Origin of the sequence: Nonomuraea africana (genome assembly GCF_014873535.1) — a bacterium.
In the GTDB taxonomy this organism is placed as follows: Bacteria; Actinomycetota; Actinomycetes; order Streptosporangiales; family Streptosporangiaceae; genus Nonomuraea; species Nonomuraea africana.
This window is the reverse complement of record NZ_JADBEF010000001.1, coordinates 879,831-901,545: the sequence shown is the minus strand read 5'-3', so window position 1 is coordinate 901,545 and position 21,715 is coordinate 879,831. Positions and strand designations below refer to the sequence as shown.

Sequence of the window (21,715 nt, the reverse complement as noted above, 5' to 3'; positions counted from 1 at the left end):
CGTGGCGTGAAAGGATTATCGCCTTCCGCGGAATTCGGAGGACAGTGTCACGTTAATTCAAAGGGTGTGAAGATTTCACACCATGAAATGCGCCGCTGTCCGCGGGTCCAGGTCGGCGCGATCGAGCGAGGCTCATTCTCGAAGCCCGGGCGACCCCGAAAACGGTAGCTATCGCACCCGGACGTTTTCGCATGTGGACGTTCTCGCGGGCGGGCGTTCTCCGGACGTTCTCACGGGCACACGGGCGCCCGCATGCTCGCCCACGGCCTTCCACCGCCGTGTCAGCGACTGAGTTCGTAGACGTTGTTGAAGGGGTCGTCCACCGGCAGCCGCCTTACCTGCGAGAAGCCGGCCGCGAGCGCCATCTCGCGCAACCGCCCCTCGGGCAGCCCACAGGTGCCGAGCCCCGCGCCACCGCGGGCCAGCGAGACGGGCAGGCAGTAGGCCAGGCTGAGCCCGTAGAGCACCGTGCCCATCGGCCCGACGTTGTCCTGGCTGCGGTCGGCGCAGTTGATGTCGACGCACACGTACCGGCCCTCAGGGTCGAGCCCGTCGTGGATGGCCGCCAGCAGGCCGGCCGGATCGGCCGAGTCGTGCAGCACGTCGAACGTGGTGACCACGTCGAAACGGCCGGGCAGTCCCGCCGCGCCGTCATGGAGCTCGAAGCGCACCCTATCGCCCACGCCCGCCGCTCGGGCGTGCTCGGTGGCCGCCTGGATCGCCGGCTCGTACCGGTCGAGTCCGACCAGCTCGCACTCGGGGAACGCCTGGGCGAGCTTGATCACCGCGCGTCCCTGCCCGCAGCCCACGTCGCAGACCCTCGCCCCCGCCTCCAGCCGGGCCCGCGCCTCGGGCATCAGCGGCAACCAGACCGGGACGAGCTGGTGCTCGAACCACGGCGCGGTGAAGCGCTCGATCGACTCGGCCACTTCTTGGCCGTACAGCTCCTGCGGAACGCCGTCCCCCGAGCGGAACGCCTCCAGCAGCGCGTGGAAGGTCTCTCCGTAGTTGGTGGAGTAGTCGAAGAAGGCAGCGCCCAGGAACATCATTCCGGACTCCTCGGCGAGCACCGGCGCGTACGCCTCGGGCATGGAGTACCTGCCGTCGGCCTCGTCGAAGATCAGGTATCCGGCGGCGGCCATGCCGTCCAGCCACTCGCGCAGATATCGCTCCGCCAGTCCGGTACGGGCGGCCAGCTCCGCACTGGTGGCGGGCCCGTTGCTCGCGAAGTCCTTGAACAGGCCGAGCCGGTCTCCGATCGCGGCCATGAAGATCGCGTTGGCGCCCACGTAGTCGCCGAACACCTTCTCCATGAAGTCCTCGGCCGCTCCCCTGCCGTCTGCTTCGAGCGTCATCTCGCTTCCCCCGATCGTGAGCGGCCCGCGCGGCAACCCGCCACCTATCTCCCCAGCTCACAGCCGTACCTACCCGATACGGCGAGGCGGAAGACACGCCGATCACGGCCCTGCGTCGAGGTCCTCGCCCCGCCACACCACGGAGTCCCGGACCAGCGGTAAGGCCAGGGGGCCACCGCCGGCGCTCATCATCGCTGTCACCACCAGCCCGCGGCGGCCGAGCCCTGCCCGAGCCCTGCCCAGACCCTGCCCTGCCGGCAAGTAGAGCTTCGCACCACCGAGGTGATCGGCTCCGATTCTCCAAGGGGCTCGCCGAGCTGAGACGGGCGCCCGAGCACGCGGCATCACCATCGTGCCCATCTGGCGCCCCACCTCCAGAACCGACTTCGCCAGTGCGCGATGGGGCGACGTCAACGCAGCTCACACTGACTGCCCGCGCCGTACCAGCGACGGCCGATGGCGCGGGAGGACCCATGAGAGGCGCAGCAGCCTCGGCGAGAGGCGAGCCGGACATGGTCGTTTGGGCTGGCGACGGGAGGGGGTGGTACCTCAGGCGGGATCCCACCTCGGGCACCGGTCCCCCCGGTCAGGGCGCCCTTTGCGGCGAGTGCTCCCTAGGCGTCGATGTGGTCGCGATCGACTTCCGCCGCGCTGCTGACGATGAACTCCCTGCGCGGGGCCACGTCACTGCCCATGAGCAGGTCGAAGATGCGCTCCCCCGCCTCGGCGTCCTCGATGCGCACGCGGCGCAGGATGCGGTGGCGTGGGTCCATCGTGGTCTCGGCCAGCTGGTCGGCGTCCATCTCGCCCAGACCCTTGTAGCGCTGCACCGGGTCCTTCCAGCGCTTGCCGCGCCGTTCGAGATCGCGCAGCACCTTGTGCAGCTCGGCGTCGGAGTAGCAGTAGATGTACTTGTCCTTGCCGCGACCGGGGTTGGTCAGCTCGATGCGGTGCAGTGGCGGAACGGCGGCGAAGACACGGCCCGCCTCGACCATGGGCCGCATGTAGCGGTGGAAGAGGGTGAGCAGCAGGCAGCGGATGTGCGCGCCGTCGACGTCGGCGTCGGCCATCAGGATGATCTTGCCGTAGCGGGCCGCGTCGAGGTCGAAGCTGCGCCCCGAGCCCGCGCCCACCACCTGGATGATCGCGGCGCACTCGGCGTTCTTGAGCATGTCGGCCACGGAGGCCTTCTGCACGTTGAGGATCTTGCCGCGGATCGGCAGCAGCGCCTGGAACTCCGAGTCGCGAGCCAGCTTGGCGGTGCCCAGCGCAGAGTCTCCCTCGACGATGAACAGCTCGCTGCGGTCGACGTCGTCGCTGCGACAGTCGACCAGCTTGGCGGGCAGCGCGGAGTTTTCCAGGGCGCTCTTGCGGCGCTGGTTGTCGCGGTGCTCGCGGGCGGCGATGCGCGCCTTGGCGGCGGCGACGATCTTCTCGAGGACGGCGCGCAGCTGCTGCTTGAAACCGCGCGGCGGGTTGGCGAACAGCTCCTTGAGCTCGCGCGAGACGACGTGGGAGACGATGCGCGTGGCCGCCGAGGTGCCGAGGACCTCCTTGGTCTGGCCCTCGAACTGCGGCTCGGGCACCCGGACGGTCACCACGCCGGTCAGGCCCTCGAGGATGTCCTCCTTGGTGACCGGGTCGTCGCCGTTCTTCAGCAGCCTGGTCTCGCGCAGCACCTCGTTGAGCGTGCGGACCAGGCCACGCTCGAAGCCGGTGATGTGCGTGCCGCCCTTGGGCGTGGCGATCACGTTGACGAACGAGCGGACGGTGCTGTCGTAGCCCTTGCCCCAGCGGATCGCCACGTCGACGGTGAGCTCGCGCTGCACCTCCGTGGGCGTCATGTGGCCCTGGTCGTCGAGGACCGGCACGGTCTCGTGGAAGTGGCCGACGCCCTGCAGGCGCAGCACCTCGCAGACCGCCTCGTCGCGGGCGAGGAACTCGGTGAACTCGGAGATGCCGCCGTCGAAGCGGAACTCCTCGGTCTTGCCCTCGTGGATGAGGACCAGCGTGAGCCCGGGGACGAGGAAGGCGGTCTGGCGCAGCCGTACGTGGATCTCGTCGATCGAGACCTCGGCGTCGGGCAGGAAGATCTGCTTGTCGGCCCAGAAGCGGACCCGGGTGCCCGTGACGCGCTTGGCCAGCTTGCCGCCGTCGCGCAGGCCCGACTTCTTCTTGAACTTGGCCGCGGGGCCCTCGCCGTCGAAGACGCCGGGAACGCCGCGTCTGAAGCTGATGAGGTGGATCTGGCCGTCGCGGTCGACCTCGACGTCGAGGCGGGCCGACAGCGCGTTGACCACCGAGGCGCCGACGCCGTGGAGGCCGCCGGAGGCCGCGTAGGAGCCGCCGCCGAACTTTCCGCCCGCGTGGAGCTTGGTGTAGACGAGCTCGACGCCAGGCAGGCCGGACTTGGGCTCGATGTCGACGGGGATGCCCCGGCCGTCGTCGCGGACCTCGATCGAGCCGTCGTCGTAGAGCTCGACCTCGATGCGGGTGCAGTGGCCCGCCAGCGCCTCGTCGACGCCGTTGTCCACGATCTCCCAGAGGCAGTGCATCAGCCCGCGGCTGTCGGTGGACCCGATGTACATGCCTGGACGCTTGCGGACCGCCTCGAGGCCCTCAAGCACCGACAGGTGACGAGCTGTGTAACCCGCCTCCACTACCGTCACTCCAGCTCCTCTGGTCTAGCCATCGAACACGTGTGCGTAGCCTACCGTTCTTCCCGTCCGCGCGCGTACAAGCTTGCCACTGGGTCACGTTTGCCGTTACCAACAGAGCCCCCGACGTTACCTTCCGCCACATTCCGCTCTCGGCGTAGAGACCCCGTGATTGGGAACGTCCAGGTCCGGTTAGATGTTGTCTCAAGTGACTGACGCCAGATCCTCGCTTCGGCGGGGGTGACCCGAAAGGCGATACGTGACTGGAGCTCTCGCCCCCGTTAAGCCGCTGACGGCCCTCGACCGTTGCGACCGTTGCGGCGCCCAGGCCTACATTCGCGCGACCCTGCCAGTGGGCGGGGAGCTGCTGTTCTGCGCCCACCATGGGCGTCAGCACGTGGCCGTGTTGCGTGAGAAGGGCGCCGAAATCCTGGACGAGTCGGCTCGGCTCAGCGAACCCAAGGTAACCGCCAGCGACGAGCGCTGATCAGGCGTTCGACGCGATGACATAACCCCATATGGCATGACGCACAGGCGGTGACCCGGACGCCCCGGGTCACCGCCTGCGTGCGTTGTAACGGCCTGCAGGACGCTGCAGACGCTTCCCAGGCGACGCGCACACAGCAGGAAGACACCGCCGCGGGTAAGGGCGCTCCAGACCGCTGGCGACAGACGCCGACCGCGGCCAAGCGGCGCGAACACGGCGACACCACCGCGACGCAGAGATCGGGTCAGGCGACGCGGTAGTGGTAGGCGCCGTGCTGCTCGAACCCCTCCGCCCGATAGAAGCTCCGCGCCGCCCCGTTCCCCTCCGTGACGACCAGGTAGGCCGACGCCGACCCCGCCTGCCGTACCAGAGCGCGCAGCACGCTGCGGGCCAGCCCCCTGCGGCGCGCCGACGGACGCGTCGCCATGCAGTAGATCCCCAGCGTGTCCCCCTGGGGCACGCCGCGGCCCACGGCCAGCGGCACGCCGTCCTCCTCCACCGCGGCGTACCACGCGGGCACCCCCGCGCAGATCTGTCCGGCCACCTCGGGATCGCGGCCCTCCACCGCGGCCCAGGTGTCGAGCCACGCCGGCCACGGATGGTCCTCGATCCGCACCTCGTGCGCCGCGCTCCCCACGGGCGCGGGTGCGGCCACCATGACGAGCGTCGGGTCGACCAGGCGGTAGCCCCTCGCCTCCAGGAAGGAGTCGACCTCGGCGGGCGCGTCCGTTCCCAGCGAGAAGACGCCGGGCAGCCCATGGCCGGCGTAGAACTTCTCCGCGACGTCCACCGCTCGGCTGAGGTCGGCGGGCAGGCCGGTGACCAGCACGGAGTTGGCCCGCTTGGTCACGCCGAGGGAGTGACGCAGGGTCCAGGGCCCGAGCGGCACCCGATCGAGGGCGGGCCACGCCTCGTCGATAAGTCGGTCGACATCCATCACGGCATGCTAGACGAGCCCGTCCCAGGCGCTGTGCGACGGGTCAACGTCGCACGTCAGCCGCCCAGGTGGTAAACCCGTACCCGTGCTGATTCTGCTCCCGCCCTCGGAGGGCAAGGCGGCGGAGGGCGACGGTCCCCCGCTCGCCGACCTCTCCTTCCCCTCGCTCGCCAGGCCACGGACCCGCGTGGTCAATGCCCTTGTCAAGGCTTCCAGGCGCCGCGACGCGCTCGACGTGCTCGGCCTGAGCCAGGGCCAGGCCGCCGAGCTCGGCAGGAACCTGGCGCTCAAGACGGCGGCCACGCTGCCGGCGAGCGAGCTCTACACCGGCGTGCTGTACGACAATCTGGGGCTGGCCACGCTCGACGCCGAGGCCACCGCCAGGGCCGAGGAGTCGCTGGTGATCTTTTCGGGGCTGTGGGGAGTGCTCAGGATCGGCGACCGTGTCCCGCCCTACCGGCTGTCCATGGGGGTGAGCCTGCCGCCGATGGGCGCGCTGGCGGCCTTCTGGCGGCCGTTCGTGTCCAAGGAGCTCGACCGGCTGCCCGGGCTGGCCGTGGACATGCGCTCGGCCACCTACGCGGGCGCGTGGAAGGCAGGGGCGCGCGGCGTGGCGGTCCGCGTGCTGAGGGACGGCAAGGTCGTCAGCCACATGGCCAAGGCCACCCGCGGCGAGATCGCCAGGAAACTGCTGCTCAGCGGCGCAGATCCGGCCACGCCCGACGAGCTGGCCAAGGTCCTGGACGACCTGGGCTACGCCGTGCGGCTGGCTCCCGGCAGGATCGACGTGGACGTCACCTGAGGCACCGCGAACCGTCAGGCCACCGAAACCAGAACGGGGGCGCCGCTCCGCAGAGCGACACCCCCGTTCGTCACGACACCTAGTCGAGGTAGTCGCGCAACACCTGGGAACGAGACGGGTGACGCAGCTTGGACATCGTCTTCGACTCGATCTGCCTGATGCGCTCGCGCGTCACCCCGTAGACCTTGCCGATCTCGTCGAGTGTCTTCGGCTGCCCGTCGGTGAGGCCGAACCGCATCGACACGACGCCCGCCTCGCGCTCCGACAACGTGTCGAGAACGGAGTGCAGCTGCTCCTGCAGCAGCGTGAAGCTGACGGCGTCGGCCGGGACGATGGCCTCGGAGTCTTCGATGAGGTCGCCGAACTCGCTGTCGCCCTCCTCACCGAGGGGGGTGTGCAGCGAGATGGGCTCGCGGCCGTACTTCTGGACCTCGACCACCTTCTCGGGGGTCATGTCCAGCTCGCGGGCCAGCTCCTCGGGCGTGGGCTCGCGACCGAGATCCTGCAGCATCTGCCGCTGGACCCGGGCCAGCTTGTTGATCACTTCGACCATGTGGACCGGGATGCGGATGGTCCGCGCCTGGTCGGCCATGGCACGGGTGATCGCCTGGCGAATCCACCACGTGGCGTAGGTGGAGAACTTGTAGCCCTTGGTGTAGTCGAACTTCTCGACCGCGCGGATCAGGCCGAGGTTGCCCTCCTGGATCAGGTCCAGGAACAGCATGCCGCGACCGGTGTAGCGCTTGGCCAGCGAGACCACGAGCCGGAGGTTGGCCTCCAGCAGGTGGTTCTTGGCCCTGCGGCCGTCTTCGGCGATCCACTCGAGCTCGGCCCTGACGTCGACGGGCAGCTTGTCGACCTCGCCGCCGCCGAGCTGCTCCTCGGCGAACAGGCCCGCCTCGATGCGCTTGGCCAGCTCGACCTCCTGCTCGGCGTTGAGCAGGGGGACCTTGCCGATCTGCTTGAGGTAGTCCTTGACGGGGTCGGCGGTGGCGCCCGCGGCGGCGACCTGCGCCACGGGGGCGTCATCGTCGTCGTCGGAGAGGATCAGGACCTCGTCGTCGCTGGTGACGACGACCTCGGCCTTGGGCTCCTCGGGCTCCTCCTCGGTCTCCGCCTCGGGCTCGGGCTCGACCTCGACCTCTTCCACCTCGTCGACCACCAGGTCGTCGAGGTCTTCGAGCTCGACATCCGCCTCGAGATCGATGTCGTCGTCCTCGGCACCCTCCGCGGACTTCGGCTTGGTCTCGGCGGGACCCGCGGCCGGGGCCTCGGGCTTGGCGACCTTCTTGGCAGGCGCTGCCGCCTTCTTGGCCGCAGGGGCGGCCTTCTTGGCGGGCTCGGCCTTCTTCGCGGCGGGCCCCTCGGCGGGGGCTGCATCAGCGGCGACGACCGCGGTCACGGTCTCCGGCTGCTGCTCCTTGGCAGCCGCTGCGGTTCTCGTCTTGACGGGGGCAGCAGTGCGGCGCTTTGCTGGACCACGAGACTTCTTCGGAGCCGCCGAGTCAGCGGCGGTCAGCCGGACGACGACGCCCTCTTTGCTGAGCGTCCGCAGGACCCCCGCGGCTTGCGACATGGGGATGTCCGCCTCCTCAAAGGCCTGACGGACATCCTCGGACTCGAGGAACCCCTGCGAGCGCCCACGCTCGAGCAGTCGCTGAATGACGGGCTCGTTCAGCTCTGATGGCTTCGAGCGAGTCGAACTTGCAGGCGACACGAACACCTCTCGAACGAACGCGTGGCGACAATGGACCCAGATGCCCGCTGGGGGGCTATGCCTCTCTCAGAGATCTAAGCGTCCGTGCGGAGCGCAAACGGACCATCCAGCATTCTGGCACGACCCGGCACTCCATACGGCCACCTCCCGGCGGTTGACCTCCACCCTAGGCCGACCGGAACAGTAGTGCGTACGGAAGCGGTGCACTGATACCCGAAAGCAACCCTTATGACTGTTTCATTCAGTCACTCTTCGTGGCTGCGGGCACGTGAATCGCGAGCGCCGTGACATCGTCATCCTGCTCATACCCAGCCAACATGCGGTCAACTAGGAAATCAAGCAGCATGTGGGGACTGGTCACGACTTCTGGTGGCGCTTCAGTCACAACCGAGCAAATTTCCGCGAGTCCGGCGTCGAGACCGCGCTTGCGGTTCTCGACCAGACCGTCGGAGTAGAGCACGGCGGTGTGTCCTGGCGGCACCACGAACCTGAACTGCTTGCGCGTGGTCGGCCAGCCCAGCGGCGTGCCGGGCTCGGCGTCGCAGAGCACCGCGGTGCCCTGCGGGGAGACCAGCACGGGCGGCGGGTGCCCCGCCAGCGCGAGCGTGCCCTCTCCGGTGCCCGGCTCCACGACCATGTAGGCCAGCGTGGTGACCTGCTCCTCCTCCTCGGTGGCGTCGAAGACCCTGTCGAGCCCGCCCAGCACGGCGGCCGGCGGCGGGTTGGTCAGCGCCAGGGCCCGCATGGCGTTGCGGATGCGGCCCATGCCGGCCGCGGCCTTGACGCCCTTGCCCATGACGTCGCCGACGACCGCGGCGACCCTGCCGTCCTGCAGCACGAACGCGTCGTACCAGTCGCCGCCGACCTGCACGTGGCGGCTGCCCGAGCGGAAGCGCTGGGCCAGCTCGAGCCCCTTGACCACCGGCAGCCGGTCGGGCAGCAGGCTGCGCTGCAGCGTCTCGGCGGTCTTGTGCTCGCGCTCGAAGAGCGTGGCCCGCTCGACCGCCAGCGCGCACTGACCGGCCAGCGCCTCCAGGAAGACGCCGTCCTCCTGGGAGATCTTCTGCGGCCTGGTGAAGGAGAAGCGCAGCGCTCCCAGCGCGCGCCCCGCGGCCAGCAGGGGCAGCCCCACCCAGGCCCGCTCGTCGCTGTGGGCCAGGAAGCCGTTCAGGACCTCCTCGTCGCCCCCGGCGTCGAGCAGCTGCGCCTTGAGGCTCTCCGGCGACTCGGCGAAGACGGGCCTGCGGCTGTTGACGGCCATGGTCAGGACGCTGGAGTGGGACAGCGGAACCTCCTCGCCCGTCGCTCCTGGCACCTCGGGCACGCCGCCGCCGTTGACCAGCTTCAGCACGGCCCTGTCGAGGTCGAGCAGCGCCACGGCCGAGCGGTCGGCGGCGAGCGCGGTGCGCCCAACGTCGATGATGACCTGCACGACCTGCTCGACGGTGAGCGCCTCGGCGAGCATCGCGGTGGCGCCCTGGAGCCTGGCGGTGCGCAGGGCGGCGGCGCCGAGCTGGTCGGTCAGCCTGCCGCGCATCTCCTCGGCCTCGCGCTGCGGGGTGACGTCGGTGTTGGCGCCGACCCACTCGACCACGCGCCCGTGCCTGATGATCGGGACGGCCCGCACCTCGAAGTGCCGGAAACCGCTGGCCCTGGTGCGGACGCGGTAGTTCCACTCGAACATGGTGCGCCCGCGCAGCGCCTCCTTCCACACCTCCTCGGTGTGACGGCGCTCGTCGGGGTGGACGGCCTCGAGCCAGCCGTGGGCGAGGTACTCCTCCAGTCCCTGACCGGTGATGGCGCGCCACTGCGGGGCGTCCTCGACGACCGCGCCGGTGGGCGAGGTGATCCACACCAGCTGGGACTGGGCCTCGACCAGCGAGCGGTAGCGCTCCTCGCTGCGCCGCAGGTCCTCCTCGGTCTGGCGGCTCTCGGTCACGTCGGCGCCGACCAGCGCGACGGCCTGCAGCTCGCCCTGGTCGTCGTGCACCGGGGAGAACGACAGCGACCAGTGCCTGGTGTCGCTCTCGGCCGAGCGCACCCTGGCGCGCTCGGTCACGGGACAGTCGCTCTCCGTCACATCCTGGACGGCATGCGTGATCAGCTGGCTGAGGTCGGCGGTGAGCGTCTCGGCGGGGGTGCGGCCGACCAGCCGCTCCTCAGACACGCCGACGACGTCGCTGAACACCTCGTTGACCCGGACGAAACGGCCCTCCGGGTCGAAGAAGGCGAAGGCGAACTCCGCCTCCGACATCAAGCCCTTGAACAGGCCGGAGTCTGAGATGTCCACACCCGACTCCCGGGGACGGGGGACGGAGGTCTCGGCGCTCATGGTCGGCACCTCCGTCGCGTGCCAGGGTCTCCCACGCGGCACATCTCCATAACTGTGTATCGGCGTAGCGCAGCTCCGGGCGACCGGATTCTGCTGTACATCATCGGCGATGGGCATGCACGGACGGAAGCCCCGGCCGCCATACGGTCAACGCATCCTGTCAAAATCGCTCCACTGTGCGCAGCAAGATCAGGCTACTTGGCCTTGGCCGCCTTCTTGGCCTCCTGCTTGGTGGCTCGCACCTTCTCCAGGCTCTCGGCGTCGACGACGTCGGCCACGGAGCGGAAGGACCCCTCCTCGCCGTAGGGACCCGCCGCCTCGCGCCACCCCTCGGGCCTGACGCCCAGCTGCTTGCCCAGCAGGGCGAGGAAGATCTGGGCCTTCTGCTTGCCGTACCCCGGAAGGTCCTGCAACCGCCTGGCCAGCTCCTTGCCGTCGGTGACGCCGGCCCACAGCTGCTCGGGCCTGCCGTCGTAGTGCTCGACGAGATAGGCGGCCAGCCGTTGCACCCGCTCGGCCATGGACTTGGGATAGCGGTGGACGGCCGGCTTCTCGGCGAGCAACGCCGCGAACGCCTCCGGATCATAGGCCGCTATCTCCTCTGCCGTCAGGTCATGGCCCAATCTCTCGGAGATCGTGTAGGGGCCAGCGAAAGCCCACTCCATCGGGATCTGCTGGTCGAGCAGCATGCCGATGAGCAGGGCGAGCGGACTGCGGCCGAGCAACTCGTCGGCCTCGGTCCGCTGGGCGAGCTGGATGCGCATGGCACCAGCTTCGCACGAAAGGCCCTCGCGAGAAGCGAACACAGGCCTGAGAGAGGGTTGACAGCCGCCCGAGAACCGATGAAATGAGAACGCACTACCCAGCTTGACCGTTCCTAGGGTTTTGCCCTGCGGCTCTAGAGGAATCTCACTCCTATGCTCGCACTGGCCACTCGCCTCATTCGGGAACCGGTGAGCCTACGCCTGGCCTCCGACTTCCTGACCGTGCCCATCGAGACTGTCGACCGCTGTGTGGCCGACGCGCTCGCCTGCGCCGAGCATCTCGGCATCGAGGCGACGCCCGACATCGTCGAGCGCATCGCCCGAGAGCATCTGCTAGCACTAGTGAACTCCGCACCACCACCGCGTACACCTCGATAACATCGACCTCACCCGCTCGACCGAGGCACGTTCTCTTTTGTAAACGCACCGTTTCCGCCTGGAATGCGAGAGAGTGGAGGCGTGCGCCGACACCGACGAGACCCACGGGAGAGCACTCCGCCGGACGACGTGTTCGCTGAGATGGTGCAGGCCGCCCGCGAGCTGCTGGCCGTACGCAGTCCCCTCGACGCGGAGCTGATGGTCTCCGACATGGTCGGCGCCTGGTGGGGGCGTCGCGTGCGCGGGGGCGACGTCGAGCAGGTGCTGGGCGAGGGCCTGGTCGACTACGCCGCCAAGGCGGGCACTCCCGCGTCCCTGACCCTGCTGATCTGTCTCGCCTACCTCGGCACCGCCAGGCAGGGCGCCAAGGCCGAGGGCGCGGCGCTGGCGATGATGGAGTCGGGCGTCGCCAGGCCCGGCTGGGCCGAGCGGGTCGGCGCGGTCAAGCCGACCGGATGCTACGTCTCCCGCGACGCCTACGGCGACCAGGACACCGTGATCTGCACCTTCGCCTACCGCTGGAACGGCGCGGCGGAGACCGCCCAGGACCGGCACGCCCTCGTCATGGTCGTCGACTACAACATGTCGGGCATGGCCCGCGACGCCTGGGTCTCCTCCCAGGTCGACAAGTTGATCGAGCAGGCGCGCGCCGAGGCCGAGGCCAACCCGATGCTGCTGTTCGAGGAGATCGAGCCCCAGCAGGCCAGAGCGCTGCTGGAGTCGGCGATGCGGGCCACCAGAGAGCCCAAGAGCCCGCCGCCCGTCAGCGACAGCTACAGCGCCTACCACGCCTTCGCCAGGTCGCGGCTGAAGGCGCTGCCGCCCGGCCGCAAGCGTCCCGCCCCGCTGCACAGCGAGGCGCCCTACAGCAGGGAGCGCAGGGCGATGCTGGCGGCGGAGTTCCTGTCCTCCGACGCGGCTGAGCACCTGTCGGACCCCTCGGCGGCCTCGCGCTGCGCCGACCACATCATCGACTACGGCTGCGAGCAGGACTTCGACCGGCCGCTGCGGGTCAGCCCCACCAAGTGCGAGACGTTCCTGCTCGACTGGCTGCCGCGCAAGGTGATGCTGAGCCCGGCCGAGCAGGAGGCGATGCCCCATGCGCTGGCGGCGTGGGTGCGCTTCGCCGCCCGCCGTACGGGCCTGCCGGACCAGGGGGTCTCCGCGACGCTCGACGCGGTGTGGGAGGCCACGGCGCGCTTCCCCGAGGCCTACCGCGATCCCGCCTCCTACGGTCTCGACATGGCGCTGCTGGCCAGGCTGCTGCCGGACGGCGACCTGTCGGCGCTGGCCAGGCGGGTCTTCGCCTTCCCGTTCCTGCAGGGCGCCCACGGCGACGTCGACCTCGACCGGCTCAACCCCGCCGACGAGGCCGACCGGCGCATCCTGCTCGAGCTCGACCACGTGGGCGAGATCGACGAGCAGCACCTGGCCTGGCACGAGGAGATCGCCACCAGGCTGTGGGAGGGCGATCCCCCGCAGCTGTGGGAGGCCGCCCAGCGGCTGCTCGACCTCGGCCACGACCGGCACGAGGTGCTGCACGTGCTCATCGAGATCGTCGAGCGCATCGGGGCGGACCCCGACGAACTCGCCGCAGCGCTGGATGACATCGCGGACATCCCCGACGAGCTGTAGCGTCATCAATTATGGTGATCGACCTCAACGCTGACCTCGGAGAGGGATTCGGCATCTGGCGGCTCGGCGACGACCTCGCCCTGCTCGACATCGTCTCCTCGGCCAACGTCGCGTGCGGTTTCCACGCGGGCGACCCCGTGACGATCAGGCGCACGTGCGCGGCGGCGGTCGACAGAGGGGTGGCCGTCGGGGCGCAGGTGTCCTATCGCGACCTGGCCGGGTTCGGCCGCAGGGAGATGGAGGTCGACCCTGAGGAACTGTGCGCGGAGGTGCTCTACCAGCTGGCCGCCGTCGACGGCATCGCCAGGGCGATGGGCGGGCGGGTCTCCTACGTCAAGCCGCACGGCGCCCTCTACAACAGGGTGGTCCGCGATCCCGTGCAGGCGGCGGCGGTGGTCGACGCGGTGCTCGACTACGACGCCTCGCTGCCGGTGCTGACGCTGCCCGGCTCGGCCGTCCACGCGGTGGCGGCGGAGGCGGGGGTGCCCACGGTCACCGAGGCCTTCGCCGACCGCGCCTACACCCCCGAGGGCACGCTGGTACCGCGGCGCGAGCCGGGGGCGGTCATCGACGATCCCGAGCAGGTGGCCGCGCGCGCGGTGCGCATGGCCGTGGAGGGCGTCGTCACCGCCATAGACGGCTCACAGGTGCGGGTGGGCGCGCGGTCGATGTGCGTGCACGGGGACACCCCCGATGCGGTACAGCTGGCGCGGGCCGTACGAGACGGGCTCCTGGAGGCCGGGGTGGCCATCCAGTCCTTCGCATGAGCGTGATCAGACGGGCGGGTGAGCACGGACTGCTGGTGGAGACCGGTTCGCTGGCCACCTCCCACCGGCTGGACGCGCTGCTGAGAGACTCCCGGCCCGAGGGGGTCGTCGAGATCGTCCCCGGCCCTGAGACCGTGCTGGTCGTGGCGCCGGGCGCCGACCAGGCCAGGCTGCGGGCCGGTCTGGCCGCCCTCCGCGATCTGGCGCTCTCCTCCGCCGACGCCCCCTCGCTGTCGGAGGAGGTCGTGACCGTCCCTGTCGTCTACGACGGGGAGGACCTCGCCTCCGTGGCCGACGAGACGGGGATGTCGGTCGAGGAGGTGGTCGGCAGGCACACCGGCAGGGAACTGGTGGTCGGCTGGCTGGGATTCGCGCCGGGCTTCGCCTACCTCACCGGCCTGGATCCGGCGCTGCACGTGCCCCGCCTCGCGACCCCGCGCACCTCGGTGCCGGCGGGCTCGGTGGCCGTCGCGGGGCCCTACGCGGCGATCTACCCCACGGCCTCGCCCGGCGGGTGGCGGCTGCTCGGGCGCACGTCGCTGCGGGTGTGGGACGTCCACGCGCAGCCGCCCTCACTGCTTCCGCCGGGCACCCGCGTACGCTTCGAGGCCACATGATCGACGTGCTCGCCCCCGGCCCTTACGCGACGGTGCAGGACCTCGGGCGGCCCGGCTACGCGCACCTGGGCGTGCCCCGCTCGGGCGCCGCCGACACCGCCGGCCTGCGCCTGGCCAACCGCCTGGTCGGCAATCCGGAGGGGCACGCGGGGCTGGAGCTGACGTTCGGCCTGGCCCGCTTCGGCTTCCGGTCGGGGGCGTGGCTGGCCGCCACCGGCGCGCCCTGCCCGATGGAGATCAGGAACGAGCCCGGGGTCATCGCGTCCGCGCCGGGGATGGGCGCGCCGTTCTGGGTTCCGGCCGGCGCCGAGCTCAGGGTCGGGCCGCCCGAGAGGGGCCTGCGCACCTACCTCGCCGTGCGTGGCGGGATCGACGTGGAGCCGGTGCTCGGCAGCAGGTCGACCGACTCCCTGTCGGGCCTCGGGCCCCCGCCCCTCCGCCCTGGCACCACACTGGCGGTGGGCGAGGGGCGGGCGCTGGACCCGATCTCGGTCGATCTGGCGCCGCCGCCCGCTCCCCCCGCGCCGGTGCTGCGGGTGCTGGCTGGGCCGCGTGACGACTGGTTCACTCCCGAGGCGCTGGGCGCGCTGTGCGCCGAGCCGTACGAGGTCAGCCAGGACAGCAACCGCGTGGGTGTACGGCTGCGCGGTCCGGTGCTGGCGCGGGCGAAGGAGGGCGAGCTGCCGAGCGAGGGGATGGTCACGGGGGCGGTGCAGGTGCCGCCGAGCGGTCAGCCGATCGTGTTCCTGAGCGACCATCCGCCGACGGGCGGGTACCCGGTGATCGGCGTGGTACTCACCGCCGACCTGGCGGTGGCCGCACAGCTCAGGCCGGGCGACCGGGTGCGCTTCAGGCTGGCCGGTCGTTGACGCTCGACGAATCCATTTCGAACCGGCCCGGCGAGGCAGTCACCGTGAGCCGGTTTCGCGAGCCTGGGGGCGACGCGAAAACCCAAGCCGTGTCCTGCGGTTCCGGTGGTCTTCCGCCGTCGTGAGCCGGTTCTGTGGGTCCAGGGGCGAGGTGTGCCCGTCTGGGGTGGATCGGTGGAGGCCGAGGAGGTTGGCCTGTCCGAGGGTTCGGTGGAGGGGGGCGAGGTGTGTTCGGGTGGGGTCAGGGCTCGCGGGTCAGGAGTTGCCTCGTTCTCTCGAGGGCCTGGGTGAGGGGCTGTTCGGGGACGTCTTCGAAGAGGTCGAGGGTGATCTGGCCGTCCTTGCTCTCCCAGACGCCGGCCACCCTGCCCTGATGGATCACGACGGGAGAGATCCATCCCGCCGCCCTGCTCACCTTGGCCTTGACCGCGGCCGGGATGAGGGGCTCGAGGTTGCGGGGGGCGGCGAGGATGTACTGGTCGAACCCCGGCAACAGGTGCACCTCGCGCGACGGCTCCGTGGCGGCCAGCGCGTCGATGTGCTCGGTCAGCGCGAACAGTCTGGCCCCCTCGACGTCGACCTCGGTGAGCTCGGGCGCCAGGTCGCGGAACCAGCCCTTGAGCACGGCCTTTCTCGCCACGCCGCCGAACAGCCAGCTGTCGAACATCTCGGGCGAGGCGGGGCCGTGGGCAGCGAGGAAGGAGCGCGCCAGCCGTACCCCGGCCTCCTGGTGGGGTGGGAGCTCGGCGGGCCAGGACGGCAGCCACGCGCGCGGGGAGGTGAAGGTGACCTTGCCCTCGCGGGGCGGGGCGTAACAGAGCTCGCCCAGCCGGGCCAGGGGCTTGAGCAGGGCACCCCAGCCGGAGGTGAGCGCCTCCCTGAGGTGGGCGTCACCGGTGAGATCGACGACCGCCTCGACCAGCTCCTCGCGGGTCAGGAACGCGCTTTCGAGCGCCTTGGGGACGGCGTCGATGATCGCCTCGATCTCGGCGGTAGTGACGCCGTGGCCGCGCTGCCAGGAGCCCTTCTCCCAGAAGCGCAGGGTGCTGAGCGCCGCGCAGTGGTCGGCCAGCTCGTCGGCGGGAACCAGGTGGAGGGTGCCGCGCATGACCCAGGTCTTGGCCAGCGTGCGTTCCTGCCAGAGGGCGCGGTCGATCTCACCGGGGTCGGGTACGGCGCTGCGGACGGCGACGGCGTGCCTGGCCGAGGAGGCGACCTGAGTCTGGACGCCGCAGAGCCTGCGCGCGATCTCGACGGCGGAGGGGCCGTCGGCGGCGGTGACGAACTGCCTGCGTAGTCGCCAGGAGAGCACGTGGGGCCAAGTGAGGTTCACAGGTCCACTTCTACACCGCGGGACCGACAGAACCGCTCGCTGGGTACGGCGTGCGTGGTCCGACAGTGAGCTCGAGGCTTCGTCGTGCGCAGGACGGGCGGCCTGGGCGTTTGGTGGACGTATGGGCGACTTGGCGGGCTGGGGGTTGGGAGGGCGTGGGCGGGTTGGGGAGGGGCGAGGGTTGGGGATGGCTGGAGGCGGTCATTCGCTGTGGTGTGGAATCCGAGGAGGCCGGGTGGGCCGAATGATGCGGGGGCGGGCGGAGTGCGGCGGGGCCGCCGAAGCATGGGGGGCGGTGAAGTGGGCGCCCCCGGGTGAAGTGGGGCGCCCCTGGAGGTTCAGGGGCGCCCGGGAAAACGTCAGCCGGTGAAGCCGATGTCCTGGTATTTCACGTCGTAGAAGCCGCGGGCCCCGAGGTTGGCCAGGGTGCTCTTCGCCGCCACGTTCTGCGGTCGCTGGTAGAGCGGGAAGACGTTCATCGCCTCCCAGATGAGCTTGTCGGCCGCGTTGGTCGCCGCACGGGCTCGGGCGACGTCGAGCTCGGTCGTCGCCTTCTGCATGGCGGCGTCGATGTCGGGTGACCCGATGCGTCCGAGGTTGGCGTTCCAGTTCCGCTGGCCCTTGGAGTCCGTCGTGGCGTTGGCGAAGATCCCATAAGCACTCGAAACCGGAAATGGCGTCCCAATGTAGGAAAAAGCTGTCATGTCGTAGTTGCCGGGAATGATGTGCTTGGTGAAGAAGTCGTCGCTCGGCACCGTCTGCAGCGTCACCTGGACCCCGACCTGGGCCAGCATGTTCTGGATCAGCTCGCCCTCCGACTTGGTCAGCTGGATCCCCGACGGCATGACGAACCTGAGGTTCAGCGGCTTGCCGTCCTTCATCCTGGTCTGTCCGCTGAGCCGCCACCCCGCCGCGTCGAGCGCGGCCTTGGCCTTCGCCGGGTCGTAGACGCCGAGCGGCCCCGCGTTGTCCTGGTAGCCCTCCTGGGTGTTCATGAAGAAGTGGTTGTTCAGCAGCGTGATGGGCCAGTTGAGGCCCTGCAGGTCGGACTGGGCGATGGCCTGCCTGTTGATCGCCATGGCGATCGCCCTGCGCACGTTGACGTCCGACAGCACGGCGCTCTCGCCGTTCATCGTGATGTGCCGGAAGTCGGGGCCGGCCGCCTGCCGTACGACCGCGCCCTGGGTGGCCTTGGCCCTGGCGAAGTCGGGAGCGGAGGGGCCGATGTCGAACGTGTCGATCTCGCCGTTGGTGAAGGCGCCGATCAGCGAGTCGCTCTCCATGGACCGGAAGATGATCTGGTCGAGCTTGGCCTTGTCGCCCCACCACGCGTCGTCGCGGACGATCGTGATCGTCTTGGCGGTCTGGTCGAAGCCCTTGAAGGTGAAGGGGCCCGCGGTGACGGGGATCTTGTTGAGCCAGGCGTTGTTGAAGGTGTCCGGGGAGGCGTTGGTCGACCTGGGGTAGAGCGGGCTGAACAGCGACTGCCAGTCGCCGAAGGGGTTCTTGAAGGTGATGACGACCTCGTGGTCGTCCTTGCCCCTGGCGACGCTCTCGATGTCCTGGTACCCCGTGGTGGAGGCGACGCGGAAGTCGGGGTTGGCGCCGTTCATCGCCTTCCACTGGGCCGCGTAGTCCTGCCAGGTGATGGCCTCCCCGTTGGACCACTTCCCCTTCGGGTTGAGGGTGAGGGTCACGACCTGCTTGGGGTCGGTGGCGGTCACCCTGCCGTCGGTGAGGTAGTCGGGGTGGCCGCTGATGACGCCCTTCTCGTCGGAGACGAACGGCGCGGGCAGCATCCCCTCGACCACGCTCAGCACGTTGGCCAGGTTGCCGTCGACGTGGTTGAGGTTCCACTGGGTCGGATACTCGTTGAGGCCCCAGCGCAGCGTGCCGCCGTCCTTGACCTGGTCGCGGGCCACCTGGTTGACGTCGAAGGCCTTGACCGCGGGGGCCCCGGGCGAGGGGTCGGCCGGGGGTCCGCCCGCGTCTCCTGGTCCCCCACCGCCTCCGCAGCCCGCCAGGGCCAGCAAACCTGCCATGGCCAGGGCCACGGCGAGCCGGGATCTGTTCACTTGCTCCCCCTTACCTAAACGACGTCGAGTTTCTCGGCGTAATGGCATGCCACGCCGTGATCGGTTTCGAGCTGCCTGATCTCCGGCTGCTCCTCCACACACCGGACGCGTTCGTCGTCGGTGAGCGTCTTGAACTTCGGGCACCGCGTGCGGAACCTGCAGCCCGACGGTGGATGGGCCGGGCTCGGCAGGTCTCCTTCGAGCAGGATGCGCCGCCTGGAACGTTCCTTACGCGGGTCGGGCACCGGGATCGCCGACAGCAGCGCCTGCGTGTACGGATGCATCGGCGCCCCGTAGACCCGGTCGACGCGGCCGATCTCGGCGATCCTGCCGAGGTACATCACCGCCACGCGGTCGGCCAGGTGCCTGACGACGGCCAGGTCGTGCGCGACGAACAGGTAGGACAGGCCGAGGCGCCGCCGGAGATCGTCCAGCAGGTTGACCACGCCCGCCTGGATCGAGACGTCGAGGGCCGAGACCGGCTCGTCCAGCACGACGAGCCTGGGTTCGAGGGCCAGCGCCCTGGCGATGCCGATGCGCTGGCGCTGCCCGCCGGAGAAGTCCTGCGGGTAGCGGGCGGCGTGGCCGGGCTCGAGGCCGACCAGGTCGAGCAGCTCGTGCACGCGCGGCCCCGCGGCGCGCCGGCCATGGGTGCGCAGCGGCTCGGCGAGGATGTCGTGGACGGTCATCCTGGGGTCGAGGGAGGCCAGCGGGTCCTGGAAGACGACCTGCAGGTCGCGCCGCATCGCGGTCCTGACGCGGGCGTCGATGGCGGCCACGTCGCGGCCCAGCACGACGATCGTGCCGCGCTGCGGCGCGGTCAGCTCGAGGATCGCCATGAGCGTGGTGGTCTTGCCGCAGCCGGACTCCCCCACCAGGCCCAGAGTCTCGCCCTCGCGGATGTCGAAGGTGATGCCGTCGACCGCGTGGACGGTGCCGACCCTGCGCCTGAACAGCGCGCCCTTCATCAGCGGGTAGTGCTTGACCAGGTCGTCGACCGACAGCACGACCTCGCGGCGCTCGCGCGGGACGACCGTGGACACGGCGGCGGGCCCGGCCTCGGGCGCCGCGTGCCTGCCCCTGACCTCTTCGGCGACGTCGTAGACCTCGGCGGGCGACAGGTTCGCCCTGCCGATCTCGTCCGCGCGGATGCACGCCGCCCGGTGCCCTGGGCCGTTCACCGGATCGAGCGGCGGCTCGCCCTCGACGCACGCCTCGATCGCCATCGGGCAGCGCGGCGCGAAGGGGCAGCCGGGCGGCAGCGCGGCGGGAGACGGGGGCGCGCCCTCGATCGGCACCAGCGGCCGCCGCCGCCCGGCGTCGACCCGCGGGACGGCCCCCATCAAACCCATCGTGTACGGCATGCGCGTCCGGTAGTAGATGTCGTCGACGTCGCCCACCTCGACCGGCCGTCCGGCGTACATGACCAGGACCCTGTCGGCCAGGCCCGCCACCACCCCCAGATCGTGGGTGATCAGCACGATCGCCGCGCCCGTCTCCCGCTGCGCCTTCTTCAGCACGTCGAGGACCTGCGCCTGGATGGTGACGTCGAGCGCGGTGGTGGGCTCGTCGCAGATGATGACGTCGGGGTCGTTGGCGATGGCCATGGCGATCATCGCGCGCTGGCGCATGCCGCCGGAGAACTCGTGCGGGAAGGCCCTGGCCCGCTGTCCCGGGTTGGGGATGCCGACCAGGTCGAGCAGGTCCACGGCCCTGACCATGGCCTGCTCGGCCGTCACCCTCTGGTGGACGCGCACCGCCTCGGCGATCTGGTCGCCCACCCGGTAGACGGGTGTGAGCGCCGACAGCGGGTCCTGGAAGACCATGGAGATCGTCTTGCCGCGGAAGGCGGTGAGCGTCTTCTCCTTCGCGCCGAGGATCTCGGTGCCGTGGAGCCGTACCGACCCGGTCACGCGGGCGTGTCCCGGCAGCAGCCCCATGATCGCCAGGGCGGTCACCGACTTGCCCGAGCCCGACTCTCCCACGATGCCGAGCACCTCGCCCGCGCGCACCTCGTAGCCGACGCCGCGCACCGCGTGCACGTCGCCGAAGCGCACGTGGAGGTCGGTGACCCGGAGAACGGCATCCGTCATGAGCGCCTCTTCGACGTGGGATCGAAGGCGTCGCGCAGCGCGTCGCCGATGAGGTTGACCGAGAGCACGGTGACGATCAGCAGCCCGGCGGCGAACCAGAACGTCCACGGCGCGAAGACGGCGGTCTTGGAACCGTCGGCGATGAGGCTGCCCAGCGAGACGTCGGGCGGCTGGATGCCGAAGCCGAAGTAGGACAGCGTGGTCTCGGTGAGGATCGCCGCGCTGACGTTCAGGGTGGCGTCGACGACCAGCAGCGACGACATGTTCGGGATGACGTGCCTGAAGATGATCGTGGGGGCGGGCACGCCCATGAAGCGGGCCGCGCTGATGAACTCGCGTTCCTTGAGCGAGACGGTCATCCCGCGCACGACCTTGGAGGTGATCATCCAGAGGAACAGCGCCAGCATGATCACGAACAGCACCCACGCGCCTCCGGCGAACAGCGGCGACATGACGGCCAGGATCAGGAAGCCGGGCAGCACGAGCAGCAGGTCGACCGCCCACATCAGCACCCTGTCGGTCCAGCCGAGGAAGTATCCGGCGAAGGCGCCGACCACCGCGGCCAGCGTGGTTGCCACCACCGCCACGAGCAGGCCGACGATGAGCGACTTCTGCATGCCGCGCAGGGTGACGGCGAAGACGTCGGCGCCGGTCTGGAGCGTGCCCCAGAAGTGGTCGCCCGACGGGGGCCGCAGGAAGGCGGCGAAGTCCTTGTCGGTGTAGGTCCACCGGGTGAAGTGCGGGCCCGCGAAGGCCAGCAGGAACATCAGCGCGAGCAGGGCGAAGCCGAGCCGCCCCTGACGCATCGCGAAGAAGCGCCGGGCCACCACCCTGCCCCTGGACGGCGCCTTGATCTTGTCTACCTGCTCGGCCAGCTCCTCGTCGGCGATGCCCACG

The 21,715-nt window shown here is 70.2% G+C and carries 17 protein-coding genes; 7 read left to right on the top strand and 10 right to left on the bottom strand.

Features of this window, described 5'->3' with window-relative positions; all coding sequences use genetic code 11:
* Positions 1-281: 281 nt before the first annotated feature.
* Positions 282-1,355, bottom strand: coding sequence for a class I SAM-dependent methyltransferase (locus H4W81_RS04045; protein WP_192773534.1), 1,074 nt, complete (start codon positions 1,353-1,355; stop codon positions 282-284).
* Positions 1,356-1,969: 614 nt separating this feature from the next.
* Positions 1,970-4,024, bottom strand: a complete 2,055-nt coding sequence (locus H4W81_RS04040; RefSeq protein ID WP_192773533.1) for a DNA gyrase/topoisomerase IV subunit B — start codon at positions 4,022-4,024, stop codon at positions 1,970-1,972.
* A 247-nt stretch (positions 4,025-4,271) separates the two neighbouring features.
* Between H4W81_RS04040 and H4W81_RS46705 the strand changes: the two genes are divergently transcribed.
* Entirely contained in the window at positions 4,272-4,499 is a 228-nt protein-coding gene (locus H4W81_RS46705) for a DUF7455 domain-containing protein (RefSeq protein WP_318781507.1), read from the top strand.
* A gap of 244 nt (positions 4,500-4,743) precedes the next feature.
* Here H4W81_RS46705 and H4W81_RS04035 read toward each other — a convergent pair whose 3' ends face one another.
* On the bottom strand, positions 4,744-5,436 hold the full coding sequence (locus tag H4W81_RS04035) for a GNAT family N-acetyltransferase (protein WP_192773532.1): 693 nt from the start codon (positions 5,434-5,436) through the stop codon (positions 4,744-4,746).
* Between the two features lie 85 nt (positions 5,437-5,521).
* On the opposite strand from H4W81_RS04035, the gene H4W81_RS04030 reads away from it, so the two are divergent.
* A complete protein-coding gene (locus H4W81_RS04030; protein WP_192773531.1) occupies positions 5,522-6,238 on the top strand; it encodes a YaaA family protein in 717 nt (238 codons plus the stop codon).
* Positions 6,239-6,317: 79 nt separating this feature from the next.
* On the opposite strand, the gene H4W81_RS04025 is transcribed toward H4W81_RS04030, so the two are convergent.
* From H4W81_RS04025 to H4W81_RS04015, 3 genes are all read right to left on the bottom strand, one after another.
* A complete protein-coding gene (locus H4W81_RS04025; RefSeq protein ID WP_192773530.1) occupies positions 6,318-7,955 on the bottom strand; it encodes an RNA polymerase sigma factor in 1,638 nt (545 codons plus the stop codon).
* Positions 7,956-8,196: 241 nt separating this feature from the next.
* On the bottom strand, positions 8,197-10,287 hold the full coding sequence (locus H4W81_RS04020; protein ID WP_192773529.1) for a SpoIIE family protein phosphatase: 2,091 nt from the start codon (positions 10,285-10,287) through the stop codon (positions 8,197-8,199).
* 194 nt (positions 10,288-10,481) lie between these two features.
* Positions 10,482-11,051 carry an HhH-GPD-type base excision DNA repair protein gene (locus tag H4W81_RS04015; RefSeq protein WP_192773528.1) on the bottom strand — a complete coding sequence of 190 codons (570 nt, stop codon included), beginning with the start codon at positions 11,049-11,051 and terminating at the stop codon, positions 10,482-10,484.
* A gap of 153 nt (positions 11,052-11,204) precedes the next feature.
* On the opposite strand from H4W81_RS04015, the gene H4W81_RS04010 reads away from it, so the two are divergent.
* From H4W81_RS04010 to H4W81_RS03990, 5 genes are all read left to right on the top strand, one after another.
* On the top strand, positions 11,205-11,429 hold the full coding sequence (locus H4W81_RS04010) for a hypothetical protein (RefSeq protein WP_183646970.1): 225 nt from the start codon (positions 11,205-11,207) through the stop codon (positions 11,427-11,429).
* A gap of 141 nt (positions 11,430-11,570) precedes the next feature.
* On the top strand, positions 11,571-13,064 hold the full coding sequence (locus H4W81_RS04005; protein ID WP_192780595.1) for a hypothetical protein: 1,494 nt from the start codon (positions 11,571-11,573) through the stop codon (positions 13,062-13,064).
* Positions 13,065-13,075: 11 nt separating this feature from the next.
* Positions 13,076-13,831: a LamB/YcsF family protein gene (locus H4W81_RS04000; protein ID WP_192773527.1), complete on the top strand. Its 756-nt coding sequence runs from the start codon at positions 13,076-13,078 to the stop codon at positions 13,829-13,831.
* A complete protein-coding gene (locus tag H4W81_RS03995; RefSeq protein ID WP_192773526.1) occupies positions 13,828-14,448 on the top strand; it encodes a 5-oxoprolinase subunit B family protein in 621 nt (206 codons plus the stop codon). The genes H4W81_RS04000 and H4W81_RS03995 overlap by 4 nt, the downstream gene beginning before the upstream one ends.
* Positions 14,445-15,317 (top strand): 5-oxoprolinase subunit C family protein, encoded by an 873-nt coding sequence (locus H4W81_RS03990; protein WP_192773525.1) that lies wholly within the window; start codon positions 14,445-14,447, stop codon positions 15,315-15,317. Before H4W81_RS03995 ends, H4W81_RS03990 begins: the two co-directional genes overlap by 4 nt.
* A 241-nt stretch (positions 15,318-15,558) precedes the next feature.
* On the opposite strand, the gene H4W81_RS03985 is transcribed toward H4W81_RS03990, so the two are convergent.
* From H4W81_RS03985 to H4W81_RS03970, 4 genes are all read right to left on the bottom strand, one after another.
* Positions 15,559-16,650 (bottom strand): winged helix DNA-binding domain-containing protein, encoded by a 1,092-nt coding sequence (locus tag H4W81_RS03985; RefSeq protein WP_192773524.1) that lies wholly within the window; start codon positions 16,648-16,650, stop codon positions 15,559-15,561.
* Between the two features lie 359 nt (positions 16,651-17,009).
* Positions 17,010-18,725 carry an ABC transporter family substrate-binding protein gene (locus H4W81_RS03980; RefSeq protein WP_318781506.1) on the bottom strand — a complete coding sequence of 572 codons (1,716 nt, stop codon included), beginning with the start codon at positions 18,723-18,725 and terminating at the stop codon, positions 17,010-17,012.
* 14 nt (positions 18,726-18,739) lie between these two features.
* Positions 18,740-20,818 (bottom strand): dipeptide ABC transporter ATP-binding protein, encoded by a 2,079-nt coding sequence (locus tag H4W81_RS03975; RefSeq protein WP_192773523.1) that lies wholly within the window; start codon positions 20,816-20,818, stop codon positions 18,740-18,742.
* Entirely contained in the window at positions 20,815-21,714 is a 900-nt protein-coding gene (locus H4W81_RS03970; RefSeq protein ID WP_318781505.1) for an ABC transporter permease, read from the bottom strand. The genes H4W81_RS03975 and H4W81_RS03970 overlap by 4 nt, the downstream gene beginning before the upstream one ends.
* Position 21,715: the final 1 nt, after the last annotated feature.

What these genes read in the sequence shown, in the direction of transcription:
- H4W81_RS04045 (WP_192773534.1), bottom strand. Translation starts at nt 1,355, where the DNA reads ATGACGCTCGAAGCAGACGGCAGGGGAGCGGCCGAGGACTTCATGGAG.
- H4W81_RS04035 (WP_192773532.1), bottom strand. Translation starts at nt 5,436, where the DNA reads ATGGATGTCGACCGACTTATCGACGAGGCGTGGCCCGCCCTCGATCGG.
- H4W81_RS04020 (WP_192773529.1), bottom strand. Translation starts at nt 10,287, where the DNA reads ATGAGCGCCGAGACCTCCGTCCCCCGTCCCCGGGAGTCGGGTGTGGAC.
- H4W81_RS04015 (WP_192773528.1), bottom strand. Translation starts at nt 11,051, where the DNA reads ATGCGCATCCAGCTCGCCCAGCGGACCGAGGCCGACGAGTTGCTCGGC.
- H4W81_RS04010 (WP_183646970.1), top strand. Translation starts at nt 11,205, where the DNA reads ATGCTCGCACTGGCCACTCGCCTCATTCGGGAACCGGTGAGCCTACGC.
- H4W81_RS04005 (WP_192780595.1), top strand. Translation starts at nt 11,571, where the DNA reads ATGGTGCAGGCCGCCCGCGAGCTGCTGGCCGTACGCAGTCCCCTCGAC.
- H4W81_RS04000 (WP_192773527.1), top strand. Translation starts at nt 13,076, where the DNA reads ATGGTGATCGACCTCAACGCTGACCTCGGAGAGGGATTCGGCATCTGG.
- H4W81_RS03995 (WP_192773526.1), top strand. Translation starts at nt 13,828, where the DNA reads ATGAGCGTGATCAGACGGGCGGGTGAGCACGGACTGCTGGTGGAGACC.
- H4W81_RS03990 (WP_192773525.1), top strand. Translation starts at nt 14,445, where the DNA reads ATGATCGACGTGCTCGCCCCCGGCCCTTACGCGACGGTGCAGGACCTC.
- H4W81_RS03975 (WP_192773523.1), bottom strand. Translation starts at nt 20,818, where the DNA reads ATGACGGATGCCGTTCTCCGGGTCACCGACCTCCACGTGCGCTTCGGC.